This window comes from Ornithinimicrobium panacihumi, assembly GCF_052073805.1.
GTDB lineage: Bacteria > Actinomycetota > Actinomycetes > Actinomycetales > Dermatophilaceae > Ornithinicoccus > Ornithinicoccus panacihumi.
Genome location: NZ_JBQGWG010000006.1, coordinates 101301 through 126311, shown reverse-complemented (window position 1 = coordinate 126311; position 25011 = coordinate 101301). Strand labels below are relative to the sequence as shown.

Annotated in this window: 26 protein-coding genes; 8 read left to right on the top strand and 18 right to left on the bottom strand. The window is 69.6% G+C overall.

From position 1 onward, the window contains the following. Window positions 1-21: 21 nt before the first annotated feature. Complete coding sequence (locus tag ACTMMA_RS08105) at window positions 22-1824, top strand: AMP-dependent synthetase/ligase (protein ID WP_441189613.1); 1803 nt, start codon at window positions 22-24, stop codon at window positions 1822-1824. A gap of 32 nt (window positions 1825-1856) precedes the next feature. Here the strand turns inward: ACTMMA_RS08105 and ACTMMA_RS08100 are convergent, their stop codons facing one another. Next, window positions 1857-2180, bottom strand: a complete 324-nt coding sequence (locus tag ACTMMA_RS08100; RefSeq protein WP_441189612.1) for a hypothetical protein — start codon at window positions 2178-2180, stop codon at window positions 1857-1859. A 181-nt stretch (window positions 2181-2361) separates the two neighbouring features. On the opposite strand from ACTMMA_RS08100, the gene ACTMMA_RS08095 reads away from it, so the two are divergent. Continuing rightward, window positions 2362-4152: a DEDD exonuclease domain-containing protein gene (locus tag ACTMMA_RS08095; RefSeq protein ID WP_441189611.1), complete on the top strand. Its 1791-nt coding sequence runs from the start codon at window positions 2362-2364 to the stop codon at window positions 4150-4152. 109 nt (window positions 4153-4261) lie between these two features. Here the strand turns inward: ACTMMA_RS08095 and ACTMMA_RS08090 are convergent, their stop codons facing one another. The 6 genes from ACTMMA_RS08090 to ctaE all read right to left on the bottom strand — a co-directional run bounded on the left by ACTMMA_RS08090 (window position 4262) and on the right by ctaE (window position 9403). Further along, on the bottom strand, window positions 4262-4543 hold the full coding sequence (locus tag ACTMMA_RS08090; RefSeq protein ID WP_441189610.1) for an Lrp/AsnC family transcriptional regulator: 282 nt from the start codon (window positions 4541-4543) through the stop codon (window positions 4262-4264). A gap of 48 nt (window positions 4544-4591) precedes the next feature. Continuing rightward, window positions 4592-4933 (bottom strand): metallopeptidase family protein, encoded by a 342-nt coding sequence (locus ACTMMA_RS08085; protein WP_441189668.1) that lies wholly within the window; start codon window positions 4931-4933, stop codon window positions 4592-4594. 73 nt (window positions 4934-5006) lie between these two features. Beyond that, the gene (gene qcrB / locus ACTMMA_RS08080) at window positions 5007-6815 is read right to left on the bottom strand and encodes a cytochrome bc1 complex cytochrome b subunit (RefSeq protein WP_441189609.1); all 1809 of its coding nucleotides are present in this window, start codon (window positions 6813-6815) and stop codon (window positions 5007-5009) included. Then, a complete protein-coding gene (qcrA, locus tag ACTMMA_RS08075; protein ID WP_441189608.1) occupies window positions 6812-7894 on the bottom strand; it encodes a cytochrome bc1 complex Rieske iron-sulfur subunit in 1083 nt (360 codons plus the stop codon). The genes qcrB and qcrA overlap by 4 nt, the downstream gene beginning before the upstream one ends. Window position 7895: 1 nt before the next feature. After that, a complete protein-coding gene (qcrC, locus tag ACTMMA_RS08070; protein ID WP_441189607.1) occupies window positions 7896-8699 on the bottom strand; it encodes a cytochrome bc1 complex diheme cytochrome c subunit in 804 nt (267 codons plus the stop codon). A gap of 68 nt (window positions 8700-8767) precedes the next feature. Then, the gene (gene ctaE, locus ACTMMA_RS08065; protein ID WP_441189606.1) at window positions 8768-9403 is read right to left on the bottom strand and encodes an aa3-type cytochrome oxidase subunit III; all 636 of its coding nucleotides are present in this window, start codon (window positions 9401-9403) and stop codon (window positions 8768-8770) included. Window positions 9404-9544: 141 nt separating this feature from the next. Here ctaE and ACTMMA_RS08060 point away from each other — a divergent pair, with 141 nt between their 5' ends. Then, on the top strand, window positions 9545-10012 hold the full coding sequence (locus ACTMMA_RS08060; RefSeq protein ID WP_441189605.1) for a hypothetical protein: 468 nt from the start codon (window positions 9545-9547) through the stop codon (window positions 10010-10012). Beyond that, window positions 10009-11103, top strand: coding sequence for an anthranilate phosphoribosyltransferase (gene trpD, locus ACTMMA_RS08055; protein WP_441189604.1), 1095 nt, complete (start codon window positions 10009-10011; stop codon window positions 11101-11103). The genes ACTMMA_RS08060 and trpD overlap by 4 nt, the downstream gene beginning before the upstream one ends. Before the next feature lie 509 nt (window positions 11104-11612). On the opposite strand, the gene ACTMMA_RS08050 is transcribed toward trpD, so the two are convergent. The 7 genes from ACTMMA_RS08050 to trpS all read right to left on the bottom strand — a co-directional run bounded on the left by ACTMMA_RS08050 (window position 11613) and on the right by trpS (window position 18126). Then, a complete protein-coding gene (locus tag ACTMMA_RS08050) occupies window positions 11613-12014 on the bottom strand; it encodes a cytochrome c oxidase subunit 4 (protein ID WP_441189603.1) in 402 nt (133 codons plus the stop codon). Between the two features lie 3 nt (window positions 12015-12017). Next, entirely contained in the window at window positions 12018-13787 is a 1770-nt protein-coding gene (ctaD, locus tag ACTMMA_RS08045) for an aa3-type cytochrome oxidase subunit I (protein ID WP_441189601.1), read from the bottom strand. Window positions 13788-13801: 14 nt separating this feature from the next. Further along, the gene (gene ctaC, locus ACTMMA_RS08040) at window positions 13802-14689 is read right to left on the bottom strand and encodes an aa3-type cytochrome oxidase subunit II (RefSeq protein ID WP_441189600.1); all 888 of its coding nucleotides are present in this window, start codon (window positions 14687-14689) and stop codon (window positions 13802-13804) included. Window positions 14690-14808: 119 nt separating this feature from the next. Further along, on the bottom strand, window positions 14809-15480 hold the full coding sequence (gene aat / locus ACTMMA_RS08035; RefSeq protein WP_441189599.1) for a leucyl/phenylalanyl-tRNA--protein transferase: 672 nt from the start codon (window positions 15478-15480) through the stop codon (window positions 14809-14811). Then, a complete protein-coding gene (locus ACTMMA_RS08030; protein WP_441189598.1) occupies window positions 15464-15814 on the bottom strand; it encodes a HesB/IscA family protein in 351 nt (116 codons plus the stop codon). Before ACTMMA_RS08030 ends, aat begins: the two co-directional genes overlap by 17 nt. Before the next feature lie 90 nt (window positions 15815-15904). Then, window positions 15905-16993: a glycerate kinase gene (locus tag ACTMMA_RS08025; protein WP_441189597.1), complete on the bottom strand. Its 1089-nt coding sequence runs from the start codon at window positions 16991-16993 to the stop codon at window positions 15905-15907. Between the two features lie 2 nt (window positions 16994-16995). Further along, window positions 16996-18126 (bottom strand): tryptophan--tRNA ligase, encoded by a 1131-nt coding sequence (gene trpS / locus ACTMMA_RS08020; RefSeq protein WP_441189596.1) that lies wholly within the window; start codon window positions 18124-18126, stop codon window positions 16996-16998. Between the two features lie 210 nt (window positions 18127-18336). Here trpS and ACTMMA_RS08015 point away from each other — a divergent pair, with 210 nt between their 5' ends. Beyond that, window positions 18337-19155: a hypothetical protein gene (locus tag ACTMMA_RS08015; RefSeq protein ID WP_441189595.1), complete on the top strand. Its 819-nt coding sequence runs from the start codon at window positions 18337-18339 to the stop codon at window positions 19153-19155. A gap of 68 nt (window positions 19156-19223) precedes the next feature. On the opposite strand, the gene ACTMMA_RS08010 is transcribed toward ACTMMA_RS08015, so the two are convergent. Together ACTMMA_RS08010 and ACTMMA_RS08005 are read right to left on the bottom strand one after the other, a co-directional pair. Continuing rightward, entirely contained in the window at window positions 19224-20171 is a 948-nt protein-coding gene (locus ACTMMA_RS08010; protein ID WP_441189594.1) for a glutathione S-transferase family protein, read from the bottom strand. Between the two features lies 1 nt (window position 20172). After that, window positions 20173-21540: a dipeptidase gene (locus ACTMMA_RS08005; RefSeq protein ID WP_441189593.1), complete on the bottom strand. Its 1368-nt coding sequence runs from the start codon at window positions 21538-21540 to the stop codon at window positions 20173-20175. A gap of 50 nt (window positions 21541-21590) precedes the next feature. On the opposite strand from ACTMMA_RS08005, the gene ACTMMA_RS08000 reads away from it, so the two are divergent. Then, complete coding sequence (locus ACTMMA_RS08000; protein WP_441189592.1) at window positions 21591-22196, top strand: DUF3043 domain-containing protein; 606 nt, start codon at window positions 21591-21593, stop codon at window positions 22194-22196. A gap of 73 nt (window positions 22197-22269) precedes the next feature. Here the strand turns inward: ACTMMA_RS08000 and ACTMMA_RS07995 are convergent, their stop codons facing one another. Further along, entirely contained in the window at window positions 22270-22485 is a 216-nt protein-coding gene (locus ACTMMA_RS07995; RefSeq protein ID WP_441189591.1) for a hypothetical protein, read from the bottom strand. A 138-nt stretch (window positions 22486-22623) separates the two neighbouring features. Between ACTMMA_RS07995 and ACTMMA_RS07990 the strand changes: the two genes are divergently transcribed. Next, on the top strand, window positions 22624-23205 hold the full coding sequence (locus ACTMMA_RS07990) for a DUF937 domain-containing protein (protein ID WP_441189590.1): 582 nt from the start codon (window positions 22624-22626) through the stop codon (window positions 23203-23205). A gap of 155 nt (window positions 23206-23360) precedes the next feature. After that, window positions 23361-23882, top strand: coding sequence for a P-loop NTPase family protein (locus tag ACTMMA_RS07985; RefSeq protein WP_441189589.1), 522 nt, complete (start codon window positions 23361-23363; stop codon window positions 23880-23882). On the opposite strand, the gene gcvT is transcribed toward ACTMMA_RS07985, so the two are convergent. Continuing rightward, window positions 23879-24982, bottom strand: coding sequence for a glycine cleavage system aminomethyltransferase GcvT (gcvT, locus tag ACTMMA_RS07980; protein WP_441189588.1), 1104 nt, complete (start codon window positions 24980-24982; stop codon window positions 23879-23881). The two genes, ACTMMA_RS07985 and gcvT, sit on opposite strands and share 4 nt — an antisense overlap. Window positions 24983-25011: the final 29 nt, after the last annotated feature.

Here is a 25011-nt window from a genome sequence, read left to right as displayed (position 1 = left end):
CCCTTCCCCTGGAGCGCTCTCATGCCCGAACTGACCGTGCCCCCGCTCGTCCCGCCGACCAGCGAGGGGACGATCGCGGACTACCCCGCCGACTGGGCCCACCGCGAGCCGGAGAGGGTGATGGTCAGCGTGCAACGTGGGAGCACGTGGGAGGACGTGACCGCGGCCGAGTTCTACGGCCGCATCCGCGAGCTCGCCAAGGGCTTCGTCGCCGCCGGGATCCAGGCCGGCGACCGGGTGGCGATCATGTCCCGCACCCGCTACGAGTGGACGCTGGCCGACTTCGCGCTGTGGACCGTCGGTGCGGTGCCGGTGCCGGTCTACGAGACCAGCTCCTCGGGGCAGATCCGCTGGATCCTGTCCGACTCCGGCGCGGTCGCGATGGTGGTGGAGGACCAGCCGATGATGGCGCTGGTGTCCGCCGTGCGCGACTCCGCCCCGGCCCTGCGGGACGTGTGGCAGATCGACGCCGGCGGTCTGGACGACCTGGTCGCGGCGGGGGCGGAGGTCTCCGACGAGGACCTCGACGCATGCCGCGAGGGGCTCTCACGCGCCGACCTGGCCACGATCATCTACACCTCGGGCACCACCGGCGAGCCCAAGGGCTGCGAGCTGACGCACGACAACTTCATGTCCCTGTCGGAGAATGCCGCCGAGCGGCTGCACACCGTCATCAAGGCCCCCGGGTCCTCGACCCTGCTGTTCCTGCCGCTGGCGCACGTCTTCGCGCGGTTCATCCAGGTGGTCGTGGTGCAGGCCGGCGCCCGGATGGGGCACACCCCCGACCCCAAGACGGTCCTGGACGACCTGGCCGGCTTCCGGCCCAGCTTCCTGCTCTCGGTGCCGCGGGTGTTCGAGAAGATCTACAACTCCTCCGAGCAGAAGGCCGTCGCGGGCGGCAAGGGCAAGATCTTCACCTGGGCCGCGCGCGTGGCCGGTGACTACAGCCGGGCGCTCGGCGGCAAGGGCAAGCCTGGTCCCTTCCTCAAGGCGCAGCACGCGCTGGCGGACAAGCTGGTCTACAGCAAGCTGCGTGCAGCCATGGGCGGCAACGTGGCCTACGCCATCTCCGGCGGCGCGGCCCTGGGTGAGCGGCTGGGCCACTTCTACCGCGGCATCGGCCTGGTCGTGCTGGAGGGTTACGGGCTGACGGAGACGACCGCCCCGGCGACCGTCAACACCCCCGACATGATCCGGATCGGCACCGTCGGTCGCCCCTTGCCGGGCGTGTCGCTGCGGGTCGACGAGGACGGTGAGATCCTCCTGCGCGGGAGCAACCTGTTCCGCGGCTACTTCAACAATCCTGAGGCGACGGCCGAGGCCATGGAGGACGGCTGGTTCCGCACCGGCGACCTGGGTGAGCTCGACAAGGACGGCTTCCTGAAGATCACCGGGCGCAAGAAGGAGATCCTGGTCACCGCCGGCGGCAAGAACGTCTCGCCCGGCCCGTTGGAAGACCTCATCCGGGCCAACCCGCTCATCTCCCAGGTCATGGTCATCGGCGAGGGTCGCCCGTTCGTGGCCGCCCTGGTGACCCTCGACGCGGAGATGGTGCCCGTGTGGGCCGCCGCGCGCGGCATCGACGGCTTGACGATCGAGCAGGCTCCGACGCACGAGGCCGTGCGGGCCGAGGTCCAGTCCGCGATCGACGCCGCCAACGTGTCGGTCAGCCGCGCCGAGTCGATCCGGAGCTACACGATCCTGCCGGAGGACTTCACCGCCGACAACGGTCTGCTGACCCCGTCGATGAAGCTGAAGCGTCGCAACGTCACCGAGGCCCTCCAGGCCGAGATCGACGCGCTCTACAGCCGCCCCGCGTCCTAAAGTTCAGGTCAGCCTGCGGCGCAGCCCGCAGGTCAGCCTGCGGCGTAGCCCGCGGTCGGCACAAGCTCGGCGCGCAGGCGGTCTGCCTCCTCCGGGCAGACGAGCCCGGCACGGACGAATGCTCCGACCGCGGCGAGCTCGTCGCTGGTCAGCGCCACGGTGGTAGGCCGGGCGTCCGACTGTCCCTCCTGCTCGGTCTCGAGGGCGCCGGGCAGCTCCTGCTCGTCGGCCACCGGCACCTGGGCCGGGACCGTCGGGGTCCCCAGCCAGAGCCGACCGAGCACGGGCACGAAGCAGTCACCGCAGTGGCGGCCCCGGACGGGGCAGGTCTGGCAGTCAATGGTGGTCGTCGTCATGTCTCCACCTCCTTGTCCACGACGTTAGGGGCGACCACCGACAGACCTCCCCGCCCGCGCCCTCCTGCCGGCGATTCCGCCAGTCCTTCGGCCTCGACGCGGCAGGACGCCGTCGTCTGCCTTCACTCGCGGCCGGGATGTCTGCAGGGGTCTGTCGGTGGCCCCGTCTACCGTCGAGGTCATGCAGATGGTGCAGGAGACTTTCGACGACCTGGGCACCGCCCTGTCGGACGTCACCTTCGTCGTCGTCGACCTGGAGACCACGGGCGGGTCCCCCTCGGGCAGCCAGATCACCGAGTTCGGTGCCGTGAAGGTGCGTGGCGGCCAGGTGCTGGGCGAGTTCCAGACGCTGGTGCGTCCCAGCACCCCGATCCCGGCCTTCATCACGGTCCTGACCGGCATCAGCAACGCGATGGTCGCCGACGCTCCTGGCATCCGGACCGTGATGCCTCAGTTCCTGGAGTTCGCTGCCGGGTCGGTCCTGGTGGCGCACAACGCCGGCTTCGACGTGTCCTTCCTCAAGGCGGCTGCCGCCGAGACCGGCCAGGCCTGGCCCGGCTTCCCCGTGCTGGACACGGTGCGTCTGGCCCGCCAGCTGGTCCACAAGGACGAGGCGCCCAACCACAAGCTCTCGAGCCTGGCCCTGCTCTTCGGCGCCTCCACGGTGCCCGACCACCGGGCCCTGCACGACGCCCGCGCCACGGTCGACGTCCTGCACGGGCTGATCGAGAGGGTCGGCAACCTCGGCGTGCACACCCTCGAGGAGCTGCAGTCCTACAGCTCGCGGGTCAGCACCGCCCAGCGCCGCAAGCGCTTCCTGGCCGATGCCATGCCCTCGGCTCCCGGGGTCTACGTCTTCAAGGACCATCGCGGCGAGCCGCTCTACGTCGGGACGGCCAAGGACCTGCGTCGACGCACCCTCACCTACTTCACGGCCTCCGAGACACGTCGTCGGATGACCGAGATGGTGGGTCTGGCCGAGTCCATCACCCCGATCGTCTGCGCCAGCCCGCTGGAGGCCTCCGTGCGTGAGCTGCGGCTGATCGCCGAGCACAAGCCCCGCTACAACCGACGTTCGCGCTTCCCGGAGAAGTCGGTGTGGGTCAAGCTCACCGACGAGCCCTTCCCCCGCCTGTCCATCGTCCGCACGGTCCGCGAGGACGGTGCCCACTACGCCGGCCCGTTCGGCAGCCGTCGCACGGCCGAGGACGCCATCACCGCACTGCACGAGGTCATTCCCCTGCGTCAGTGCACACCGCGGCTGTCCGCACGGGCCGCCAGGGGCTCGGCGTGCGCGCTGCTGGAGATGGGCCGCTGCGGCGGGCCCTGCGTGGGCGCCCAGAGCGTCCAGGACTACTCCCACGTCGCCGAGCAGGCCGCGGAGGTCCTCAGCGGCAGCTCCCGACAGGTCATGGCTGCACTGCGCTCCCGGCTCGACCAGCTGGCCGGGCAGGAGCGCTACGAGGAGGCCGCCGCTCTACGGGACCGGATGATGGCGCTGGTGCGGGCCGCGGCACGGGCCCAGCGTCTACGGCCGTTGAGCGAGTCGGCGGAGCTCGTCGCGGCCCGGCGGAGGGACGGTGGCGGGTGGGAGGTCGTGTGCGTGCGCTACGGCCGCCTCGCCGGCACGACCATCACGCCCGCAGGAGCCGACCCGCTCCCCTACATCACGGCCCTGCGTGAGACGGCCGAGGTCGTGAGCTCACCATCGGGGGCGAAGGTGCCAGGTCCCGTCGCGCTGGCCGAGGAGACCGAGCTGGTCCTGAAGTGGCTGGAGCAGCCCGGCACCCGCCTGGTCGACTTGGACGGTCGCTGGACCTGCCCCGTGGGCGGCGCGGGCGCCAGCCGGGCCGAGCTCGAGCCGCAGGCCGCCAGCTGGGCGACCGTCGACCAGTTCGACAACGGCTCATGGTCGCTGTCCTCCCGACCACTGGAGCGTCCTGCAGGAGCGGTGCCGGCCGGGGCAGCCTGAGGGGCTGCTCGTCCGGGCCGGCGGCCAGTCAGTCAGCGGTCGGTCGACCGCTCAACCAGTGAAGGGGGCACCCCGTCAGCCGTCGGTCAACCGGTCACCCCGTCAGCCGTCAGTCGTCCAGGCCGAGTGCGAAGCCGGCCGCGAGATCCTCGTCGGTGTAGGTCCGGAAGGCGATGTGCGTGCTGGTCTCCAGGACGCCCTCGACCTTGTTGAGCTGGTCGGCGATCACGTCGTGGAAGTCCTCGTGCTTGGCGACCTTGACCCTGGCGATGAGGTCGACGTCACCGGTGACCGAGTAGACGTCCTTGACCCCCTCGATCTGGGCGATCGCCCGGGCTGCCTCGGGGATGCGGGACACCTCTGCCTTGATCAGGACGATCGCGGAAATCATGGAGCCCACTCTATCCGTCCCACCTCGGTCTGCGATCCGCTCAGCCACTCATCCCCAGCCGAGCTCGTGGAGGGTGTCGTCATCGATGCCGAAGTGGTGGGCGATCTCGTGCACGACCGTCACGGCGATCTCGTCGAGCAGCTCCTCCCGGTCCTGGCACATCCGCTGCAGCGGGCCGGAGAAGATCGTGATCCGGTCCGGCAGCGTCCCGCCCCAGGACTCCGCCCGCTCGGTCAAGGGGACACCGTCGTAGACCCCGAGCAGATCGGGGTCCTCTGCCGGCGGCTCCTCCTCGACGAGGAAGACGACATTCTCCAGCTGGTCCATGAGCGCCTCGGGCACCAGGTCCAACGCATCACCGACGGCCTCCTCGAACTCGGCGGGGGTCAGCCACGCGCCGGGCACCGACGACTGCGCCCCGCCCTCCGTGGGAGGAGCGGGGCGCTCGTCGTGGGGCTCACGCTCAGTGATGGCGCTCGTCCCCGTCGTGGTCGAAGCCCTCACCGACACCGGCGTTGACCGGCTGGGAGTGCTGCTCGATGGCGGCGGCCTCCTCCGGGGAGTCCAGCGCCTCGTGCTCACCATGGTGATGGGCCGCGGCCAGCTCCGCCGGCGTGACGCCGGAGATGCTGTCCTTGTAGTAGAAGCGGGACAGCGCGTTCCGCAGGCCGTTGAGCGCTCCCTTCGGACGACGGACACCGTGCTCGTCGGCGACCGCGCCCTCCAGCTCGCCCACGGGGCGGTAGGAGTCGTAGTCGACCAGCGGCCAGCGGGTGTACTCGTCCAGCGGCTCGTGGACCTCGAAGAAGCGGCCCTCGGGGGTGCGGACGATCCGCCCCGTCTCCGAACCGTGCAGCACGGTCTCGCGGTCGTGACGCTGCAGGGACATGCAGACCCGCTTGGTCACGAAGAACACGATGATCGGCAGCAGGAAGAAGCTGAACCGGAACAGGATGGTCAGGTCGTTGATCGACAGACCCAGCTTGATCGCCAGGATGTCGTTGATACAGGCCAGGGCCAGCACCAGGTACATCGAGATGGCCGCCAGGCCGATCGCGGTGCGGACCGGGGCGTTGCGCGGACGCTGCAGCAGGTGGTGCTCGCGCTTGTCACCGGTCACCCACGCCTCGATGAAGGGGTAGGCGCCCATGATCAGCCAGACCACCGGCAGCAGGATGATCGAGCCGATCGCGATGTTCAGGCTCCACACCGTGCCGAAGATGTTGAACTCCAGCCAACCCGGCAGCAGACGCAGGGCACCGTCGGAGAACCACATGTAGAAGTCGGGCTGCGAACCTGCCGTCACCTGGCTCGGGTCGTAGGGACCGAAGACCCAGACCGGGTTGATCTGGACCAGGGCCGAGATCAGGGCGGTCAGACCGAAGACGACGAAGAAGAAGCCTCCGGCCTTGGCCGCGTAGACCGGCATGACCGGGAAGCCCACGACGTTGTCGTTGGTGCGGCCGGGGCCGGGGTACTGGGTGTGCTTGTGCACGACGACCAGCAGCAGGTGGGCCACGAACAGGCCGACGATGATGGCCGGCAGCAGGAGCACGTGCGCGATGTAGAGGCGCGGGATGATCGCCTCGCCGGGGAACTCCCCGCCGAAGACGAAGTAGGTCAGCCAGGTGCCGATGACCGGCGCCGACATCATGAAGCCGTTCATGGCGCGGATACCGGTGCCCGAGAGCAGGTCGTCCGGAAGGGAGTAGCCGGCGAAGCCCTCGATGCAGGCCAGCAGCGAGAGCACGGTGCCGATGACCCAGTTGATCTCGCGCGGCTTGCGGAAGGCACCGGTGAAGAAGACGCGGGCCGCGTGCAGCGCGACGCCGACGATGAAGAACAGCGCCGACCAGTGGTGGAGCTGACGCATCAGCAGGCCACCCTTGACCTCGAAACTGATGTCCAGCGTGGAGGCGTAGGCCTCCGACATCGCCACACCCTTGAGCGGGACGTAGTCGCCCTCGTAGACGACATGGCCCATGCTCGGGACGAACCACAGGGTCAGGAAGGTGCCGGTGATGAGGGCGATGACCATGGAGTACATGGCGACCTCACCGAGCAGGAAGCTCCAGTGGTCGGGGAAGACCTTCTTGAGCATGAAGCGCAGGCCCTTGGCGGCGCCGGTGCGCTCGTCGGCCCAGCCCAGGCCCGGAGGCAGCTTGGGGTTGTCTGCGCCCTGGTAACCGTCGTGGGTCGCCGTGGCGGTCGCGGCGCCGGACTCGGCGCGCAGGTGGTCCGCCCCCTGGGGGACGCGGCTAGCGGTGCTCATGCGTCACCCTCCTTGACTCCCAGCATGCCGGGACGATCGCGCTCGAAGAAGCTGGTGCCGACCGGCTCGCGGAAGCTGTCGGCGGCCACGATGTAACCCTCGTCGTCGACGGTGATCGGCAGCTGCGGCAGCGGCCGCTTGGCCGGGCCGAAGATGACCTTGCAGTCGTCGGTCATGTCGAAGGTCGACTGGTGGCAGGGGCAGAGCAGGTGGTGGGTCTGCTGCTCGTAGAGCGCCACCGGGCAGCCGACGTGGGTGCAGACCTTGGAGTAGGCCACGATGCCCTCGTAGCCCCAGTCACGCTGCTTCTGGCTCTTGATCTTGGCCGGGTCGAGCTTGACCAGGATGATCTGGTCCTTGGCCTTGGAGGTCAGCAGCTCGGCCGGGGGCAGCTCGTGCGAGGCGGCACCCACGTAGCCGTCGGGCATGACGTGGAAGACCGAGCCCTGGGTGACGTCGGCAGCCTTGATCGGCGCCCCGGAGGGGTCGATCATCAGGCGCGTGCCCGCCTTCCAGTTGGTGGTGTACATCTCGCGGCCCGGCTTGGGCCCCAGGCCGGCGACGACCGGGACGACCAGCGGCAGGGCGAACAGACCCAGCGCACCCGCGGCCGAGCCCAGGATCGCCGTGCGGCGGTTGAGCTGGGAGGAACGGAAGCCGTGCGAGAGGGTGCGGGCGACGTCGTCACGGTCCTCCACCGGGGAGGCCTGCTCGTGACGCAGCTCGACGACCTCCTCGTCGGGCATGAGGGTCTTGGCCCAGTGGATGGCGCCCAGACCGATGCCGAGCAGCGACAGACCCATGGTCACACCGAGTGCGGCGTGGTAGAGGTTCAGCTCACCGATGCCGATGAGCGAACCCTTCAGCTTCGGGTCCATCGCGAAGTAGATGACCAGGAACGCGATCGAGGCCAGGGCCGAGAGCGTGAACAGCGCCACGACCTGGGTGGCGGCCCGGCGGGCGGCCTTCTCGTCCACGTCCGCGTGCCGCGGCTGGTGCGGCGGCAAACCCGGGTTGGCGAACCGGTCCCCGGCCGTCTCGGCCAGGCGGGCCGGCGCGTTGTTGTCGTGCGTCGCCACGTCAGGCAGCCTTTCGTCCGAGCCACACAGCGGCGGCGATCATGACACCGATACCCAGGGTCCAGACGAACAACGCATCACCGGCGGGCCCCATGCTGCCGATACCGGCACCACCGTGGGCGTTGCCGCCGTCCTCGGCGTACTTGAGGAAGGCGATGATGTTCTCCTTCTCCTGCGGAGTGAGGTTCTGGTCGTTGAAGACCGGCATCGACTGCGGGCCGGTGAGCATGGCCTCGTAGATGTGGACCGGCTCGACGTTCATCAGCGTGGGGGCGAACTTGCCCCGGGTCAGGGCGCCACCGGTTCCGGAGGCGTTGTGGCACATCGCGCAGTTGGTCCGGTATGCGGCACCGCCGGCGGCGATGTCGGCACCCTCCAGGTCGAGCCACTCCTCGTCCGGCACGGCGGGGCCGGGGCCGAGGGAGTCGACGTAGGCGGCGAGCTGGGTGATCTCCTCGGCCGTGAACTTGACGTTGGCCATGTTGCGGGACGCCTGCACGTCCGGCTCGGCCAGCGGCATACGACCGGTGGAGACCTGGAAGTCGACGGCGGCCGCGCCGACACCGACCATGGACGGCCCCACCTCGGGCACACCCTCGCCGTTGGCACCGTGGCAGGTGGCGCAGTTGCCCTGGAAGAGCTTCTTGCCTGCGGCGATGTCCTCGGCGGAGACGGTGGCGGCGGAAGTGCCGGGAGCGGCACTGGGCTGGAGGGCTGCGTAGGCCGTGCCGGTGAAGCACAGCCCCAGGAACAGCACCACGAGCAGCGCCAGCGGGCTGCGGCGGCGTGCGGCGAGGGAACTCACTCGTCGATCCTTCCGGGTGGTTTGGTCAGGGTGGTCGGACAGGTCATCTGCGGGACGGCCTGCGGTGCTCATTGCAGGATGTAGATGACGAAGAACAGGGCGATCCAGACGACGTCGACGAAGTGCCAGTAGTACGAGGTGACGACGGCACCGGCCGCCTGCGCGTGGGTGTAGCGGCGGGCGGTGAAGCTACGGGCGATGATCAGCAGGAACGCGATCAGACCACCGGTGACGTGGAGACCGTGGAAACCGGTGGTGATGAAGAAGGCGGAGCCGTAGGGGTCCGCGGTGGGGGTCAGGCCCTCCATGGTGAGCGTGGCGTACTCCCAGACCTGGCCGGCGATGAAGATCGAGCCGAAGATGTAGGTGAGGACGTACCACTCACGCATCCCCCAGCTGCCGACGTTGAGCAGCGACCCGGTCCGGTGCGGGATCCCCTGCTCCGCCTTCCAGACGCCGAACTGGCACCAGAGGGAGGAGATCACCAGGATCGAGGTGTTGATCAGGGCGAACCGCACGTCGAGGTACTCGGTGCGCTCGGCCCACAGGTCCGGGGAGACCGAGCGGATCGTGAAGTACATCGCGAACAGGCCCGCGAAGAACATGATCTCGCTGGAGAGCCAGACCATGGTGCCCACGGCCGTCATGTTGGGCCTGGTCGCCGGTCCGTGCGCGGTCGCGTGGAACCGTTCCGCGTCGGTCATCGTTGCATGAGGTGTCGTCGCCACCCGGTCATTATGGCCCATGACCGGGTGTGCCGTGCGCCCCCCTCTCGGCGTGCCTCCGCTCGGCTCTCTGGTCGGGCCTGACGAATGCGCCATCGAGAGTGGAATACCATCGGTCACATGAGCGCGACTTCCGTCCCCACCCAGGGCCCGACCAACAGCGGCGCCGAGGTCACCGGCACGGCCCACGAGGCCGAGGAGACCGGCCGCCGAGGCATCTCGGTGCTGCTCTACAGCAACGACCGCGCGGTGCGCGACCAGGTCCGCGTCGGCGTCGGCGACGACCCTGCGCCGGACGTGCACATCGGCCGCTGGATGGAGTGCGCGACCCCTGACGCGGTGCTCCTCGAGGTGGAGGCCGGTGGCTTCGACGTCATCGTCCTGGATGGTGAGGCCCAGCCCTACGGCGGGATGGGCGTGTGCCGCCAGCTCAAGAACGAGATCTTCGAGTGCCCGCCCGTGGTCGTCCTGACCGGACGGCCCGTGGACGGTTGGCTCGCGACCTGGTCCCAGGCCGACGCGGCCGTGCCCCGTCCGCTGGACCCGGCACGCCTGTCGACCATCATCGCCGACCTGGCGCGCCGGTGAACGCGGCGGCACAGGCCGCCACCGGCAACGACGCCGGCACCACCTGGCCCGACCTGCTGACCGCTCTGGTCGCAGGCCAGGACCTCACGATCGACCAGGCCTCCTGGGCGATGGACCGTGTCATGTCCGGCGAGGCCAGCCAGCCCCAGCTCGCGTCCTTCCTCACGGCGCTGCGCGCCAAGGGCGAGACCGTCCCGGAGATGACCGGGCTGTCGGACATGATGCTGCGGCACGCCAACCGCTTCACCGTGGACGGCCCCACGATCGACATCGTCGGCACCGGCGGCGACCGCGCCATGACCGTCAACATCTCCTCGATGTCGGCGATCGTGATGGCCGCGGCCGGCGCCGTCGTGGTCAAGCACGGCAACCGCGCCTCCTCCAGCCGTTCCGGGTCGGCGGACATGCTGGAGGCTCTCGGGATCCGGCTGGACCTGACGCCGGAGCAGGTCGCCGAGGTGGCCCGCGAGATCGGCATCACCTTCTGCTTCGCGCAGACCTTCCACCCCTCCATGCGCCACGCCGCCGTGGTCCGCAAGGACCTGGGCATCGCGACGGCCTTCAACTTCCTGGGGCCCCTGACCAACCCGTCCCTCCCCCGCTACTCCGTCGTCGGCTCGGCCGACACCCGGATGGCAGGGCTCATGGCAGGCGTCTTCGCGGCCCGAGGCACGCAGGCTGCTGTCTTCCGCGGCGAGGACGGCCTGGACGAGGTCACACCGGCCACCACGACCAGGTTCTGGTGGGTGGCTTCGGAAGGCTCGATCTCCGACTGGACCCTCGACCCACGGCGACTCGGCCTGGAGCTGCACCCCGTGGACGCTCTGCGGGGTGCCGACGCCGAGTTCAACGCCGAGGTGGCTCGTCAGCTCTTCGCCGGATCCACCGGCGCCGTGCGCGACGCGGTCCTGCTCAACGCGGGCACCGCCCTGGGTCTCCTGGAGGCCGGTGAGAACGACGGGCACCCTCGCAGCGAGGAGCAGCTCCACGAGGTGGTCCGGGCCGGCATGGACCGGGCCGCCGCGGTCATCGACGACGGTGGCGCCGCGCAGCTGGTGCAGCGTTGGGTCGAGGCGACCCGCGACCGCTGAGCCACCCGCAGCATCAAGACACCCTCCGCGCTGAGACACCGACACCTTCAGCGCTGAGACACCGACACCCTCCGCGCTGGAGCGCGAGCCGATTCGGGGCGGGGCGTCCAGACCGAGGTTCTAGTTCCTACGGGTTTGCTCGCTGTCAGCGAGCAAACCCGTAGGGGGCGAGGGGTGATGGAAGGGCCGGTGGCGGTCAGAATGGCCGAGGCCAGGATGGCCGGAGGGCGAAGGTGCGGCCTGACCCCGCCCGACCGGCTGTCGAGGGTGCCCAGGACGGACGTCCTGCGGTTCGTGTCCTGCGGTATTAGGGCTATAGCGCGAATAGTGCAGGACAAGGGCCGCAGACGGAGGTACGGCCGGGCCCGCGCTGCGACAGAGCGTGTCGCCAGTGGACAGCAAAGCGTGTCGCCGGTGTGGGCAGCAGAACGTGTCGCCGGTCAGGAGCAAACGCAAGAGCCCCCGACCGTGATGGTCGGGGGCTCTCGTCGTGTGCTGCGGGTCTAGCCTCAGACGGCGTGGTCGCCGTGGAAGTACTCCATGGTCCAGCCGATGATCGACCAGATCAGGAAGGGCGCGGCACAGACCGTGATCCACCAGCCGACGCCGATGCCCAGGACGACCAACGACGTGGACAGGCCCAGCCACAGCGGCCACCAGGAGTAGGGGGCGAAGTGGCCGTAGTCGCCGGCCTGGTCGGCGATCTCACCGTCGAGGTTGTCCTCGGGGCGGGCGTCGACGTTCTTGCCGGACAGCCAGAAGAACCACGCGACGAAGGCGCACATGATGGCGGTCAGCAGCAGGCCGACGATGCCGACCCACTCGCCCATCTCGGTGAAGTAGGCATAGATGCCCGCCATCAGCAGGAAGAACGGCACCAGGAAGAGGAAGAGCTTGGACTCCGTCTGCATGGCTCAGTGCTCCTTGCCGGTGTCGCCACCGCTGTAGGTCCCGGCCCGACCGGCAGGGTCGGTGTCGGGGCCGCCGAGCAGCTCCTCGGCGATGGACTTGTCGGGCTCGGGCGACTCCAGGGTGCCGACCTCTGGGTGGTAGAGGTCGAAGGTGGGACGCTCGGAGCGGATCCGCGGGATGGAGTCGAAGTTGTGCCGCGGCGGCGGGCAGGAGGTCGCCCACTCCAGCGAGTAGCCCCAGCCCCACGGGTCGTTGACGGTGACCTTCGGGGTCTGGAAGCTCTTCCAGACCGCGTAGAAGAAGGGCAGCATCGATGCGGCCAGCAGGAACGAGGAGACCGTGGAGACCTGGTTCATCCAGGTGAAGCCGTCCTCGGGCATGTAGTCCGCGTAGCGACGGGGCATACCCTGCACGCCCAGCCAGTGCTGGATGAGGAAGGTGCCGTGGAAGCCGATGAAGAGCATCCAGAAATGGATCTTGCCCAGCTTCTCGTCGAGCATGTGCCCGGTCAGCTTCGGCCACCAGAAGTAGTAGCCGGCGAACATCGCGAAGACCACGGTGCCGAAGATGACGTAGTGGAAGTGCGCGACCACGAAGTAGCTGTCGGTGACGTGGAAGTCCAGGGCCGGGCTGGCCAGGATGACACCGGTCAGACCACCGAAGAGGAAGCTCACCAGGAAGCCGACCGACCACAGCATGGGGGTGTCCATGACGATGGACCCTCGCCACATCGTGCCGATCCAGTTGAAGAACTTCACACCCGTCGGCACCGCGATGAGCATCGTCATGATGGTGAAGAACTCCAGCAGCACGGCACCGGTGGCGTACATGTGGTGCGCCCAGACCGAGATCGACAGCGCCGCGATCGCGACGGTGGCCATGACCAGGGTCTTGTAGCCGAACAGCGGCTTGCGGGAGAAGACCGGGATGATCTCGGAGATGATGCCGAAGAACGGCAGCGCGATGATGTAGACCTCGGGGTGGCCGAAGAACCAGAACAGGTGCTGCCACAGCAGGGCGCCACCGTGCTCGGGGTTGTAGATCTGCCAGCCGAAGATGCGGTCGACCGCCATCCCGAAGAAGGCCGCGGCCAGGACCGGGAAGACCATGAGGACCAGGATCGAGGTCACCAGGACGTTCCAGGTGAAGATCGGCATCCGGAACATGGTCATGCCGGGGGCGCGCATGCACACGATGGTGGTGATGAAGTTGACCGCACCGAAGATCGAGGCGAAACCGGTCAGCGCCAGGCCCAGCACCCACAGGTCACCGCCGGTGCCCGCGCTGTGCGCGGGGCCGGCCAGCGGCATGTAGGCGAACCAGCCGAAGGAGGCCGCACCCGAGGGGGTGAGGAAGCCGGCGACGGCGATGAGGCTGCCGATGAAGAAGAACCAGAAGGCCAGCATGTTCAGTCGCGGGAAGGCGACGTCGGGGGCACCGATCTGCAGCGGCACGAGCGCGTTGGCGAAGCCGGCGAACAGCGGCGTCGCGAACATCAGCAGCATGATCGTGCCGTGCATGGTGAACATCTGGTTGAACTGGTTCGGGTTCTGCACGACCTGCAGACCCGGGGTGAACAGCTCGGCGCGGATGACCAGCGCCATCAGGCCACCGGCGATGAACCAGGCCATCGTGGTGACGAAGTAGAGGTTGCCGATGACCTTGTGGTCGGTCGTGGTCAGGATGCGGACCGCGTTGCGGACCCAGGAGCTGCGCTCGTGGGGCGGCAGGACCGACGGTGCGTCGGTCGTGGGCCTGGTGGTGATAGCCATGTCTCTGTCGCTCCTCAGCGTCCGGACTCGATCGGCAGCTTGGACTTCTGGTCGTCCTGCAGCTCGTAACGGTCAAGCTCGGGGCCCAGCAGGCCCGTCTGGCCGGCCGCCTCGAGCGCGGCGATGTGCTCGTCGTACTCCGCCTGGCTGACGACCTCGACCTGGAAGAGCATCTCCGAGTGGTAGGCGCCGCACAGCTCCGCGCACTTGCCCTGGAAGACGCCCTCCTTGGTGGTGGTCACCTGGAAGACGTTGACCCGCCCGGGGATCATGTCCAGCTTCTGCATGAACTGCGGCACCCAGAAGGAGTGGATGACGTCGCGGGAGGTGAGGACGAACTCGACGCGGCTGTCGACCGGCAGCACCAGCGTGGGCAGCGTCTCGGGGACGCCCTCCTCGCCGTACTTGAGGTTGGCGGCCTGCACACCGGCGATGTGCACGTCCTCGTTGACGTAGTTGAAGTCCCAGCTCCACATCTTGCCGGCGACGTTCACGACGACGTCGGGGTTGTCGCGGATCTCCAGGATGTCGTTCTCGACCTGCACGGTCTTGCCGAAGATGGCGGCGACCATGAGGATCGGGATGATCGTGTAGAGGATCTCGAGCGGCACGTGGTAGCGGAACTGCGTGGGCAGCTCGTCGTTCTTCTTGCGGTAGGCGAAGACGCTCCACAGGATCAGGCCCCACACCAGGACGCCGACCGCGAGCGCCGCGATCCAGGTGGCGTTCCAGAAGTGCATGACCTCGACGGCACCCTCGGTGACCGGCTCGGGAAGGAAGCCGCGTCGGACGTCGCCGCAGCCGCTGAGCAGGAGGGTTGCCCCCGCTCCGGTGGCAGCGATGCCCCACCGCCTGCCGGCCTTCTTGGGCCGGATCTCCTCACGCGCTCGCACTACGGACACCTCGCACTTCTCGTCTTCCCGGGCAGGACCCGACACACCATACCGTCAGCACGCGGCCATTCTGACACGACCTCGCCGATGGGGGGAGGACCAAACCACCGGGGCCTGACCTGAGACCGCTACGACCTGTCGTGCAGGACCGCTCGGAGCAGCTCCAGGTAGTCGCGGCGGCGCACCTCGCGGACGCCGAGGGAGGCCAGGTGGTCGGTGCTCCACTGCACGTCGACCAGCCAGGGCCGACCGCGCTCCTCCAGGTGCCGGACGAGGCCCACGACGGCGGCCTTGGACGCGTCGGTGACGCGGTGGAACTTGGACTCCGCGGCGAAGAGGCCACCGATCTGCAGCCCGTAGAGCCCGCCCACCAGCTCACCTTCTCGCCACACCTCCACCGATCGTGCCCAGCCGAGGTCGTGGAGGGTCCGGTATGCGGCCACGATCTGCGGGGTGATCCACGCACCTCTTCTGCTCGGGTCGGCGCAACCGGCGACCACCTCATCGAAGGCCGTGTCGGTCGTGATCTGGAAAGACCGGAGGGATCGGCGCAGCGAACGGCTGACGTGCAGGTCGTCGGGCAGCAGCACGCCGCGGGGGTCCGGCGACCACCAGCCGATCGGGCCGGAGCCCCCCGGCCCGACCCCCATCGGGAAGATGCCAGCGCGGTAGGCGGCCAGGATGGTCCCGGGAGCAAGATCGGCGCCGACCCCCACGAGATCATCGTGGGGATCGGCGCCGTCCGTGGTCAGGTGCCAGCGCGTGGGCGCCGGCTCGACGGGCTCAGCTGAAGCTGTCACCGCAGGCGCACGAGGAGCCGGCGTTGGGGTTGTCGATGGTGAAGCCCTGCTTCTCGATCGTGTCGGCGAAGTCGATCGTCGCGCCGTCCAGGTAGGGAGAGCTCATCCGGTCGACGACCACGGCGACGCCGTCGAAGTCGCGCACGAGGTCACCGTCGAGGGTGCGCTCGTCGAAGTAGAGCTGGTAGATCAGGCCGGAGCAGCCACCGGGCTGCACGCCGATGCGCAGGCGCAGGTCGTCGCGACCCTCCTGGGCCAGGAGGCTGCGGACCTTCTCGGCGGCAACGTCGGTGAGCTCGACGCCGTGGGTGGCGGTGCTCTGGGTCTCGGTCATGCTCGGTCCTCTCCTCGAGGGGAAGTCGTCTGCGTAGAACAACTGATGGGGATTCAGGGTTGTTCCCGCCAGGGTGGCACGTCGGTCAGGTTACGCCACCGGCGGAGGGGTCCAGGTCCGGGCGACGCGGGCCGCCAGGTCGGGCAGCTCCTCCCCCGCTCTGGTGGCATAGCTGCCGCTGATCCCCAGCGACATGCCCTCCCGCCGACCGACCGCGACCTGCCGGGCAAGCACGATCGTCGGGGTGGCGGAGTCCAGCGCCGCACGGGCCGACTCGGCGACGACGCCGTCGTGCACGGTGTCGCCGTCGTAGGAGCCGGTCACGAGCACCAGCAGGGAGCCGGGCAGCCGCGGGCGGATGCCGAGCTCGTCGAGCAGGAAGCGCCCGGCCACGTCGGTGCGGGCTCCCAGGAGCTGGAGCGCGTAGCCCACCCCTCCCCCGGCCCCGGAGCCCGGCTCGCGCTCGGGGCGGCGGGCCAGACCGGTCAGCAGGTCCTTGGCCGGAGGCAGGACCTGGTTGACGCGGTCGGTGACGGCACCGGTCTCGGACTCCAGCCGTTGGCTGACCTCGGGCGCCACGCCGTGCCGCTCGGTGAGGGTGGCGCTGGCGCCGTGGAAGCCGAGCAGGGTGGACTGGTCGGGGGTCACCAGCACGAGGTGGGCGCCGGCCCACTCCTGGCGCACCCGAGCCAGCCCCGAGAGGTCGGTGCCGGCACCGAGGGCCTCGAGCAGCCCCATACCCGCGTCGTGGGGTGCGAGATCGCCCACCGAGACGACGATCCGGTCGGCGTCGCCCTCGCGGGCGAGGATGAGGAGTCGGGCGAGGCCGGCGCTGGAGAGGCCGGCGGGGTCCGCGAGCCGCTCGGCGGGCACGAGGTGGCGGCCGAGCGCCTGGGCGGCGTCGAGGTATGCGGTGCGCGTCCCTTCTCCGTATATATAGGAGAGCGCGGCGGGCACCTCGTCGCCGGTCGGTCCGGGGACGACGACGGGGTGGCTGGTGCCGCCCTTGGTCCTGCGGACGAGGTCGGCGAGGCCGGCTCCGCCGCGGTGCGAGCCGAAGGTCTCCAGGCTCACGTGGGGGGCGGTGCGTGCCCAGCCCTCGGCGGCGCTCGCCGCGACGTCCTCGGCGTGGTCGTCGCCGACCTGCTCGGCGACGACGACCACCCTGGGGCCGGTCATGCTCAGGCGTAGACCATCTGCATGGCCTCGCGCACCTCGGCGAGGGTCGCGTCGGCGACGGCGTTGGCGCGGGCGTTGCCGTCGGCGAGGATCTCGCGCAGGTGCGCGGCGTCGGCCTCGAGCTCGGCCCGGCGGGCGCGCATGGGGGCGAAGTATTCGTTGACGGACTCGGTGACCAGCTTCTTGAGCGTGCCGGAGCCGCCGTCGCCGATCTCCTCGGCGATCGCGCGCGGGTCGCGGCCCGTGGTCAGGGAGGCGAGCAGCAGCAGGTTGGAGACCTCGGGGCGACCGACGGGGTCGTAGGTGATGTGGCGGTCGGAGTCGGTGACGGCCTTCTTGAGGACCTTGGCCGTGTCGTCGGCGCTCATCCGCAGCTCGATGGTGTTGCCGCGGGACTTGGACATCTTGGTGCCGTCGGTGCCCAGGAGGTTGGGGACCTCGGACAGGAGTGCGTCGGGCGCGGGGAAGACCGGCGCGGACTTGTCGCCGGGGCGGCCGTAGCGGTCGTCGAAGCGGCGGGCCACGACGCGGGTCTGCTCGAGGTGGGGCAGTTGGTCCTTGCCGACCGGCACGACGTTGGCCTTGCAGAAGAGGATGTCGGCGGCCTGGTGGACCGGGTAGGTGAGCATCAGCCCGCTCATCGGCCGGCCGCCGGTCGCCTCCTGCTCCGCCTTGACCGTCGGGTTGCGACGCAACTCGCTGTCGGTGACGAGGGAGAGGAAGGGCAGCATGAGCTGGTTGAGCGCCGGCACCTGCGAGTGCGCGAAGACCGTCGTGCGCTGCGGGTCGATGCCGATGGACAGGTAGTCGGTGAGCAGCGAATACACCCGCTCGCGGATCGAGTCGACCTCGTCGCGGTCGGTGATGACCTGGTAGTCGGCGATGAGGACGAAGGTCTCGACGCCCTTGTCCTGCAGCGCCAGCCGGTTGCGCAGGCTGCCGAAGTAGTGGCCCAGGTGCAGGTGCCCCGTCGGCCGGTCGCCGGTCAGCATCCGGTAGCGCTCGGGGTGGGTCTCGAGGTCGGCCTCGATCTGCGCGCTGCGGGCGAGGCTGCGTGCCAGGGAGGCGTCGGAGGTGCTGTCGGCGAGGGCGTCGGAGCTGTCGTCCAGGGGCGCGTCGGAGATGGTGGTCACGTCACTGGATGCTACGGGACGGACACCGGTATGTTGCTCCCAGCTCCGCTCGCGAGAGGTTCCCCGGCGCGCGTTGCGCGTGGCGGTGTGGCCCATCTCTCAGCGCGACGCGCCGGTCAGGCCGCCTTCAGGCTTGACGTGTACGGAGCAACCGTTAGAGTGAGCCACAGCGTTCGCGCTCCATGTCACCGTGATCAAGGGGAGTTGTTGATGAGTACTCAGCAGACAGGCGGGCTGAAGCCGACGCGCCGCACGCTGGTGAAGGGGGCCGCTTGGAGCGTCCCGGTGGTGGCCATGGCTAACCCGGTCCTGGCGCAGGACGTTGTCTGCTCGCCCAACAGCGTGCACCCAGATTGCAACCCTGTTGACCCCGAGTTCATCGGCAACTGGTGCAAGCACTCTGGCAACCCGAAGTACTACCACAACACCATGAGCTGGACTAACACCAACCAAAACTGCCAGGTGACCGTCACTCTGGGACAGATGAACATCAACGGCGTCAAGAGGCAGGCCTACGCCAGCATCGGTGGACAGTCGAAGACGACTTTTACCTTGGCACCGAATCAAGAAGTCATCTTCCCCGTCGATGCCGGCCTGTATGGCAACAGCGCGAACGGCGCCGCCACGCTTTCCTACAGTTGGACAATCACCTGCCCCACGGGCGATCCCGTCACTGGTAGCGCAACGATCGAGGGAGGCACGCTTAATGACAGTAGCCTTCCCCCCTGCGGAACGGGTGCAGACCCTGGCGGCAACCCCGGTGACGAGCCCCCCCACGATGACGGATCTCCCTTCACGAGTGTCGACCCCGATGCGTCCAAGCAGGTCGAGAGCGACGACTCCGCCAAAGCGACGGAAGACTTGACGGTGAAGCACCAAGAGACCACACCAGACGAGGCACCGGCTGAGGTCATCGAGGACACCGCGCCGGTCGTCGAAGAGCAGCCCCTCCCCGTCGACCCCCAGCCGGCCCCGCCGGCCGAGGGTGACGCTGGCAGCACCGAGACTGACGCCACGAACCAGGGCTGATCCCACTCAGTACAACGAAAGGCCCCGGCCCCACATGGACCGGGGCCTTTCGCTTCCCCCGAAGAGTCTCAGGCGAGCGACTCCCGGCCGTGCGGCTCGTCCCACCCCGACACATCGGGCCCCTTGGGAACCACGCCGGTCGGGTTGATGTCCAGGTGCGTAGCGTAGTAGTGCGCCTTGATGTGCTCGAAGTTCACCGTCGAGCCGAAGTCGTGCGTCTGCCACAGGTCGCGGGCGTAGGCCCACAGGACCGGCATCTCGGTCAGCTTCTGCCGGTTGCACTTGAAGTGCCCGTGGTAGGCCGCGTCGAAACGCACCAGCGTCGGCCACAGCCGCACGTCGGCCAGCGTCAGTTGGTCACCGACGAGATAACGCCGGGTCGACAGGTGCTCCTCGAGCTCGTCCAGCCGCTTCCACAGCCGGTCGTACGCCGCGTCGTAGGCATCCTGCGTGCCCGCGAACCCGCACCGGTAGACGCCGTTGTTGACCTCGCTGTAGTTGAGGTCCGACATCTCCTCGATCTCGTCGCGCAGGTGCTCGGGCCACAGGTCGGGCGCGTCCTCGCGCTGGTGCTCGGTCCACTCGGTGACGAGGTCCTTGACGATCTGGTGGAAGTCGTTGGTCACCACCTGCCCGGTCGTGGTGTCCACGATCGCCGGCACCGTGACCCCGGACTCGGGATAGCCGTCGGGCCGCGCGTCGTAGGCGTCCTTGAGCTTGGGGACCCCCAGCACCGGGTCGACACCACCAGGGTCGAGGTCGAAGGTCCAGGAGTCCTCGTCGTGGACCGGACCGGCGACCGCCATCGAGATGACGTCCTCCAGCCCGAGCAGCTGACGGGTCAGGATCGTGCGGTGCGCCCACGGGCAGGCCCGGGAGACCGCCAGGCGGTAGCGCCCCGGCTCCACCGGGAAGCCGTCGCGCCCGTCCTTGGTGATCCGCTCGGGGATGTAGCGGGTCTTGCGCTCGTAGCTGCCCTCGGCGTTGACGTAGGTGCCCTGCTTTTTCTCTGACATGTCAACTATTCTCGCTCATCCGGCCGAGCCGGTCCAGCAGGAGCGCCTCGGCCAGGCACACCTTCTCGAACTCCCCCAGGTGCAGGCTCTCGTTGGCCGCGTGCGCACGGGTATCGGGGTCCTCGACGCCGGTCACCAGGATCGCCGCCTCGGGGAACTTCTCGGCGAACGCCGCCACGAACGGGATCGACCCGCCCACGCCGATGTCGACCGGCTCCACCCCGCCCCAGGCGTCGCGGAAGGCCGAGCGCGCCACGTCATACACCGGCCCCTCGGACGCCGCCTCGAAGCCGGCGCCGTCGTCGTCGTGGGTGACGGTCACCCTGCAGCCCCACGGCGCGTTGTCCTCGAGGTGCTTCTTCAAGGCCAGGTATGCGGTCTCCGGGCTCTCCGAGGGATGGATCCTCATCGAGAGCTTGGCGCGGCCCACCGGCGTGAGAAGGTTGGCGGCCTTGTCCACCGACGGGGCGTCGATGCCGATCACGGTCATCGACGGCTTGGTCCACATGCGGGACAGGAAGGAGCCGGTGCCGATCGGCGAGACGCCCTCGGTCAGGCCGGAGTCGGCGCGCAGGTCGTCCTCGGAGTAGTCCAGGTCGGTCGCCTCGGAGGTCTTCAGGCCGGGGACCGCGACGTCGCCGGCCTCGTCGTGCAGGGTGGCGAGCAGGCGGCACAGGGCAGTGAGGCCGTCCGGCACGGGGCCGCCGAACATCCCGCTGTGCACGCCGTGGTCGAGCGCGCGCACCTCCACGACGACCCGGACCAGGCCGCGCAGGGTGGTGGTCAGCGCCGGCACGCCGATCTTCCAGTTGTGGGAGTCGGCCAGCACGATCGCGTCGCAGGCCAGCCGGTCTCCGTGGCGCTCCAGGATGGTCGGCAGGCTGTCCGAGCCCACCTCCTCCTCGCCCTCGACGAAGACGGTGACCCCCACCGGCGGACGCCCGTCGTGGGCGCGCAGCGCCGCCACGTGCGCCATCACGCCGGCCTTGTCGTCGGCGACGCCGCGGCCGTAGAGCCGCTCCCCCACCTGGGTCGGCTCGAAGACCGGGGTGTCCCACTCGGCGTCGTCGCCGGGCGGCTGCACGTCGTGGTGGGCGTAGAGCAGGACGGTCGGCGCCCCCTCCGGCGCGGGCAGGTAGCCGATGACGGCGGGGCGGCCGCCCTCCCGGACGATCTCGGTCTCCAGGCCCTCGGCGCGGAGCAGGTCGGCCACGGCGACCGCGCTGTCCTCCACGTGCTGCTGGTCGAAGGAGTCGAGGCTGACCGACGGGATCCGGGTCAGGGCCTCCAGGTCGGAGCGGACGCCGGGCATGAGCTCAGCGACGCGTGCGGGCAGGTCGGTGGTGGCAGCGGCATCGTCGGTGTTCACCCGCACGACTCTAATCGGGGACGGCGAGCCGGCCGCATACACTGACAGATGTGCCCCTGTGGAAGAAGTCGGCCGAGCCGGCCGAGTTGAGCGCTGCCCATACCGCCGACGCGCGGTCCTCCGACGACCCCTCACGGCCCGCCGGGAAGGGACGTCCCACCCCCAAGCGACGCGACGCCGAGGCCGCGAACCGTCGCCCGCTGGTGGCCGCCGACAGCCACAAGACGCCCGAGGCGAAGGCCAAGGCCCGCGCCGACCGCCAGGCCGCTCGCGAGGCGATGCTGCGCGGCGAGGAGCGCTATCTCTCCCCCCGCGACCGCGGGCCCGAGCGCCGCTTCCTGCGCGACGCCGTGGACGTGCGGCGCAGCATCGGCGAGTTCCTGCTGCCGATCATGATCACCGTGCTGGCGCTCTCGCTGCTGCCCTGGGCCTGGGCGCGCACCGGTGGCTTCTTCGTCGCCTATGGCCTGATGATCTTCGCGATCATCGACAGCTGGATGCTGTGGCGGCGGGTCAAGGGCCACTTCGTGGAGGCCTTCGGGCACCTGCCCGGCAAGGGCTCTGCCTCGTATGTGGTGCTCCGCGCCTTCCAGATGCGCGGCTCGCGCATCCCCCGCCCCGCGGTCAAGCGCGGCGACGAGCTGCGCCGCCGCTGACCCGGGCGGCCGGCGCGCGGCTCGGCCGCCGGACGGACCAGGGAGTCAGTCCGCGGGGCTCAGTCCGCGCGGCTCAGTCCGCGGGGCTCAGGCTCATCGGGCCGTAGACATCGTCCTCGCCGTTGCGCAGGGTGACCGCCTGCACGCCGGCGTCGGCGAGCGTCGGCCACTCGTCGCTGAGCCACGCCTCGGCGTCGGCCTGGGTCGGGAAGGCCGTGGAGGCCAGGCCCAGGTCGGTCATCGGGGTGCCGTCGGAGGCCTGGAGGAGCCAGGTGAAACCGTCCGTCATGGTCCCACCGTAGAACGTTTTCTCGCCCGACGCCGGACCAATCCCGGTCCACGGCAGGCCGGATCGTCCCAGGTGGCCTAGGCTTCGGGATAGCAACGGCCCAATTCCGAGGGCCGGAACGAGGAGAGGTCCTGCACCATGATTGACCAACTGATGCGCTCGCTCCCGATCGACCAGCTCGCAGGGGCAGTTGGCTCGGACGAGGCGACCACCGGCCGCGCCGTCAAGGCCGCCCTCCCCGCCCTGCTGGGCGGGCTGGCCGCCAACAGCCAGAGCCGCGGCGGCGCCGAGTCGCTGATGAACGCGCTCAGCAAGCACCAGGACGGCCTAGCCGACAACTTCTCCCTGGACCGCGTCGACACCACCGACGGCGAGAAGATCCTGGGCCACGTCTTCGGCAACAACACCGACGGCGTCGTGAACCAGCTCGGCGGCCTGGGCGGCCCGCAGACCAGCGCCATCGTGCGCAAGCTGCTGCCGATCCTGGCCCCGCTCGTGCTGTCCTGGCTGGCCAAGCAGATGGGTGGCGCTGGCGTGCCCAAGGCCGACGCGACCGGCGGCACCGCTGCCCCGGCCGAGGGCGGCATGGACATGACCTCCATCCTCCAGGACGTCCTGGGCCAGGCCCTGGGCGGCGCCACGGGTGCGCGCCCGGCGCAGCAGCCCGGCGGCAACATCCTGGGTGACGTCCTCGGCGGCCTGCTGGGCGGCCGTCGCTGACGCCCCACCGACGACCACGCTGAGGCGGGTCGCGGACGCGCCCCCGGGTGCGGTCCGCGACCCGCCTCTCGTCGTTATGCTGGGTCCCGCCGGTCGGTGGTGGGGACGGCAGGCGACGTAGGACGACGGCACCAGCCACGAAGGAGCACCTGCCCATGACCTCGACCCTCGTGCTCGGCCAGTCCCCCAGGGGCCGCACACGGTATGCCGAGTCCCTGCTCGGCGCCCACCCCCAGGTGACGTTGGTCTCCACGCACGCCTCGGAGGCCGAGCACAGCCTGGTCGCCGGCGAGCTGCCGGACCACTGGTCGACGCTGCGCTCCATCGACCTCACCCGCGCCCTCCTGGGGGCGCGCAATCCCGTCCTCGTCGACGACCTCCCCGCCTGGGTGGGCCGGCTGCTCGACGAGCACGACCTGTGGCAGGACCCCGAGGCCGCGCGCGCCACCGTCGGCGGCCTGGCCGACGAGCTGTGCCTGGGCCTGTCCGCCCTCCCCTTCGAGACGGTGGCGATCAGCTACGAGCCCGTCGGGGACGGCAGCGAGCGCGGCACGCTGTGGGCCGAGCTGGTCGAGGAGGTCAACTACCGCGTCTCGGCGAGGAGCACCTTTGTCCACGAGGTGCGCGCCGGCCGGGTCCTGGACCTGACCGACGCGCCCCTGGCCCCCGAGCTCTAGGAGCTCGCGCCGCCCTGCACGAACGGCGGCTTCTTCACCTCGGCCTCGATCTGCCGGCCGCGCACGTCGATGGTGACCTTGTCACCCTCGACGACCGAGCGGTCCAGCAGCGCCAGCGCGATGCCTCGCTTGATGCTGGGCGAGAAGGTCCCGGAGGTCACCTCACCGACCTGGTTGCCGTCGGCGTCCAGCACCGCGCAGTGGGCGCGCGGGATGCCGCGACCGGTGACCAGCAGCCCGTTGGAGACCCGGGACTCCTTGGCCTCGCGCTGCGCCTCCAGCGCCTCCTTGCCCCAGAAGGTGTCCTTCTTCCAGCCCACGGCCCAGCCCGTGCGGGCCATGACCGGCGTGATCTCGGTCGACAGGTCGTTGCCGTGCAGCGGGTAGCCCATCTCGGTCCGGAGCGTGTCGCGCGAGCCGAGCCCGCACGGCATACCGTCGAAAGGCTCCATCGCCGCGACCAGCGCGTCCCACAGCGCCGAGGCGTCCTCGACCGCGCACACCAGCTCGTAGCCGCGCTCGCCGGTGTAACCGGTGCGGCACACCGTCAGCGGGTGGCCCTCCCACTGCGCGTCGACGAAGCTCATGTACTCGTGCCCGGTCGGCAGGCCCATCGACTCCAGGACCTCGTCGGACTTCGGCCCCTGGATCGCCAGGATGGCGTTCTGCCCGTGGACGTTGGTGATGGTGATGCCCTCGGGCGCGGCCTCCTTGAGGCGACGGACCACCTCGGCGTTGTTGGCCGCGTTGGGGATGAGCATGACGTCGTCGTCGCTGCGCAGATAGGCGATCAGGTCGTCGACGACGCCGCCGTCCTCGTCGCAGCACAGGGTGTACTGCGCCTTGCCCGGGGCGATGCGGTTGAGGTCGTTGGTGAAGCAGGTGTTCAGGAAGTCCTTGGCGCCGCTGCCGGTGACCAGCGCGTTGCCCAGGTGCGACACGTCGAAGAGGCCGACGCGCTCACGCACGGCCGTGTGCTCGGCGACGACACCGCCGCCGGGGTACTCGATCGGCATCGACCAGCCGCCGAAGTCGGCCATCTTGGCGCCGAGCGCCACGTGCTTGTCGTGCAGGGGGGACGTCTTCGTCTGCTCGCTCATGCCTCCTGAGCCTAATGGGTATGCGGTTC

Excerpts from the sequence above, each read along its gene's own strand:
- ACTMMA_RS08060 (WP_441189605.1), top strand. The coding sequence starts at position 9,545 with ATGAGCGCGACTTCCGTCCCCACCCAGGGCCCGACCAACAGCGGCGCC.
- ACTMMA_RS08050 (WP_441189603.1), bottom strand. The coding sequence starts at position 12,014 with ATGCAGACGGAGTCCAAGCTCTTCCTCTTCCTGGTGCCGTTCTTCCTG.
- ACTMMA_RS07985 (WP_441189589.1), top strand. The coding sequence starts at position 23,361 with ATGACCTCGACCCTCGTGCTCGGCCAGTCCCCCAGGGGCCGCACACGG.
- ACTMMA_RS08010 (WP_441189594.1), bottom strand. The coding sequence starts at position 20,171 with ATGTCAGAGAAAAAGCAGGGCACCTACGTCAACGCCGAGGGCAGCTAC.
- ACTMMA_RS07995 (WP_441189591.1), bottom strand. The coding sequence starts at position 22,485 with ATGACGGACGGTTTCACCTGGCTCCTCCAGGCCTCCGACGGCACCCCG.
- ACTMMA_RS08100 (WP_441189612.1), bottom strand. The coding sequence starts at position 2,180 with ATGACGACGACCACCATTGACTGCCAGACCTGCCCCGTCCGGGGCCGC.
- ACTMMA_RS08095 (WP_441189611.1), top strand. The coding sequence starts at position 2,362 with ATGCAGATGGTGCAGGAGACTTTCGACGACCTGGGCACCGCCCTGTCG.
- ACTMMA_RS07990 (WP_441189590.1), top strand. The coding sequence starts at position 22,624 with ATGATTGACCAACTGATGCGCTCGCTCCCGATCGACCAGCTCGCAGGG.
- ACTMMA_RS08030 (WP_441189598.1), bottom strand. The coding sequence starts at position 15,814 with ATGACCGAGACCCAGAGCACCGCCACCCACGGCGTCGAGCTCACCGAC.
- qcrB (WP_441189609.1), bottom strand. The coding sequence starts at position 6,815 with ATGAGCACCGCTAGCCGCGTCCCCCAGGGGGCGGACCACCTGCGCGCC.
- ACTMMA_RS08090 (WP_441189610.1), bottom strand. The coding sequence starts at position 4,543 with ATGATTTCCGCGATCGTCCTGATCAAGGCAGAGGTGTCCCGCATCCCC.
- gcvT (WP_441189588.1), bottom strand. The coding sequence starts at position 24,982 with ATGAGCGAGCAGACGAAGACGTCCCCCCTGCACGACAAGCACGTGGCG.
- ctaD (WP_441189601.1), bottom strand. The coding sequence starts at position 13,787 with ATGGCTATCACCACCAGGCCCACGACCGACGCACCGTCGGTCCTGCCG.
- ACTMMA_RS08105 (WP_441189613.1), top strand. The coding sequence starts at position 22 with ATGCCCGAACTGACCGTGCCCCCGCTCGTCCCGCCGACCAGCGAGGGG.
- ACTMMA_RS08015 (WP_441189595.1), top strand. The coding sequence starts at position 18,337 with ATGAGTACTCAGCAGACAGGCGGGCTGAAGCCGACGCGCCGCACGCTG.
- ACTMMA_RS08025 (WP_441189597.1), bottom strand. The coding sequence starts at position 16,993 with ATGACCGGCCCCAGGGTGGTCGTCGTCGCCGAGCAGGTCGGCGACGAC.
- ctaE (WP_441189606.1), bottom strand. The coding sequence starts at position 9,403 with ATGACCGACGCGGAACGGTTCCACGCGACCGCGCACGGACCGGCGACC.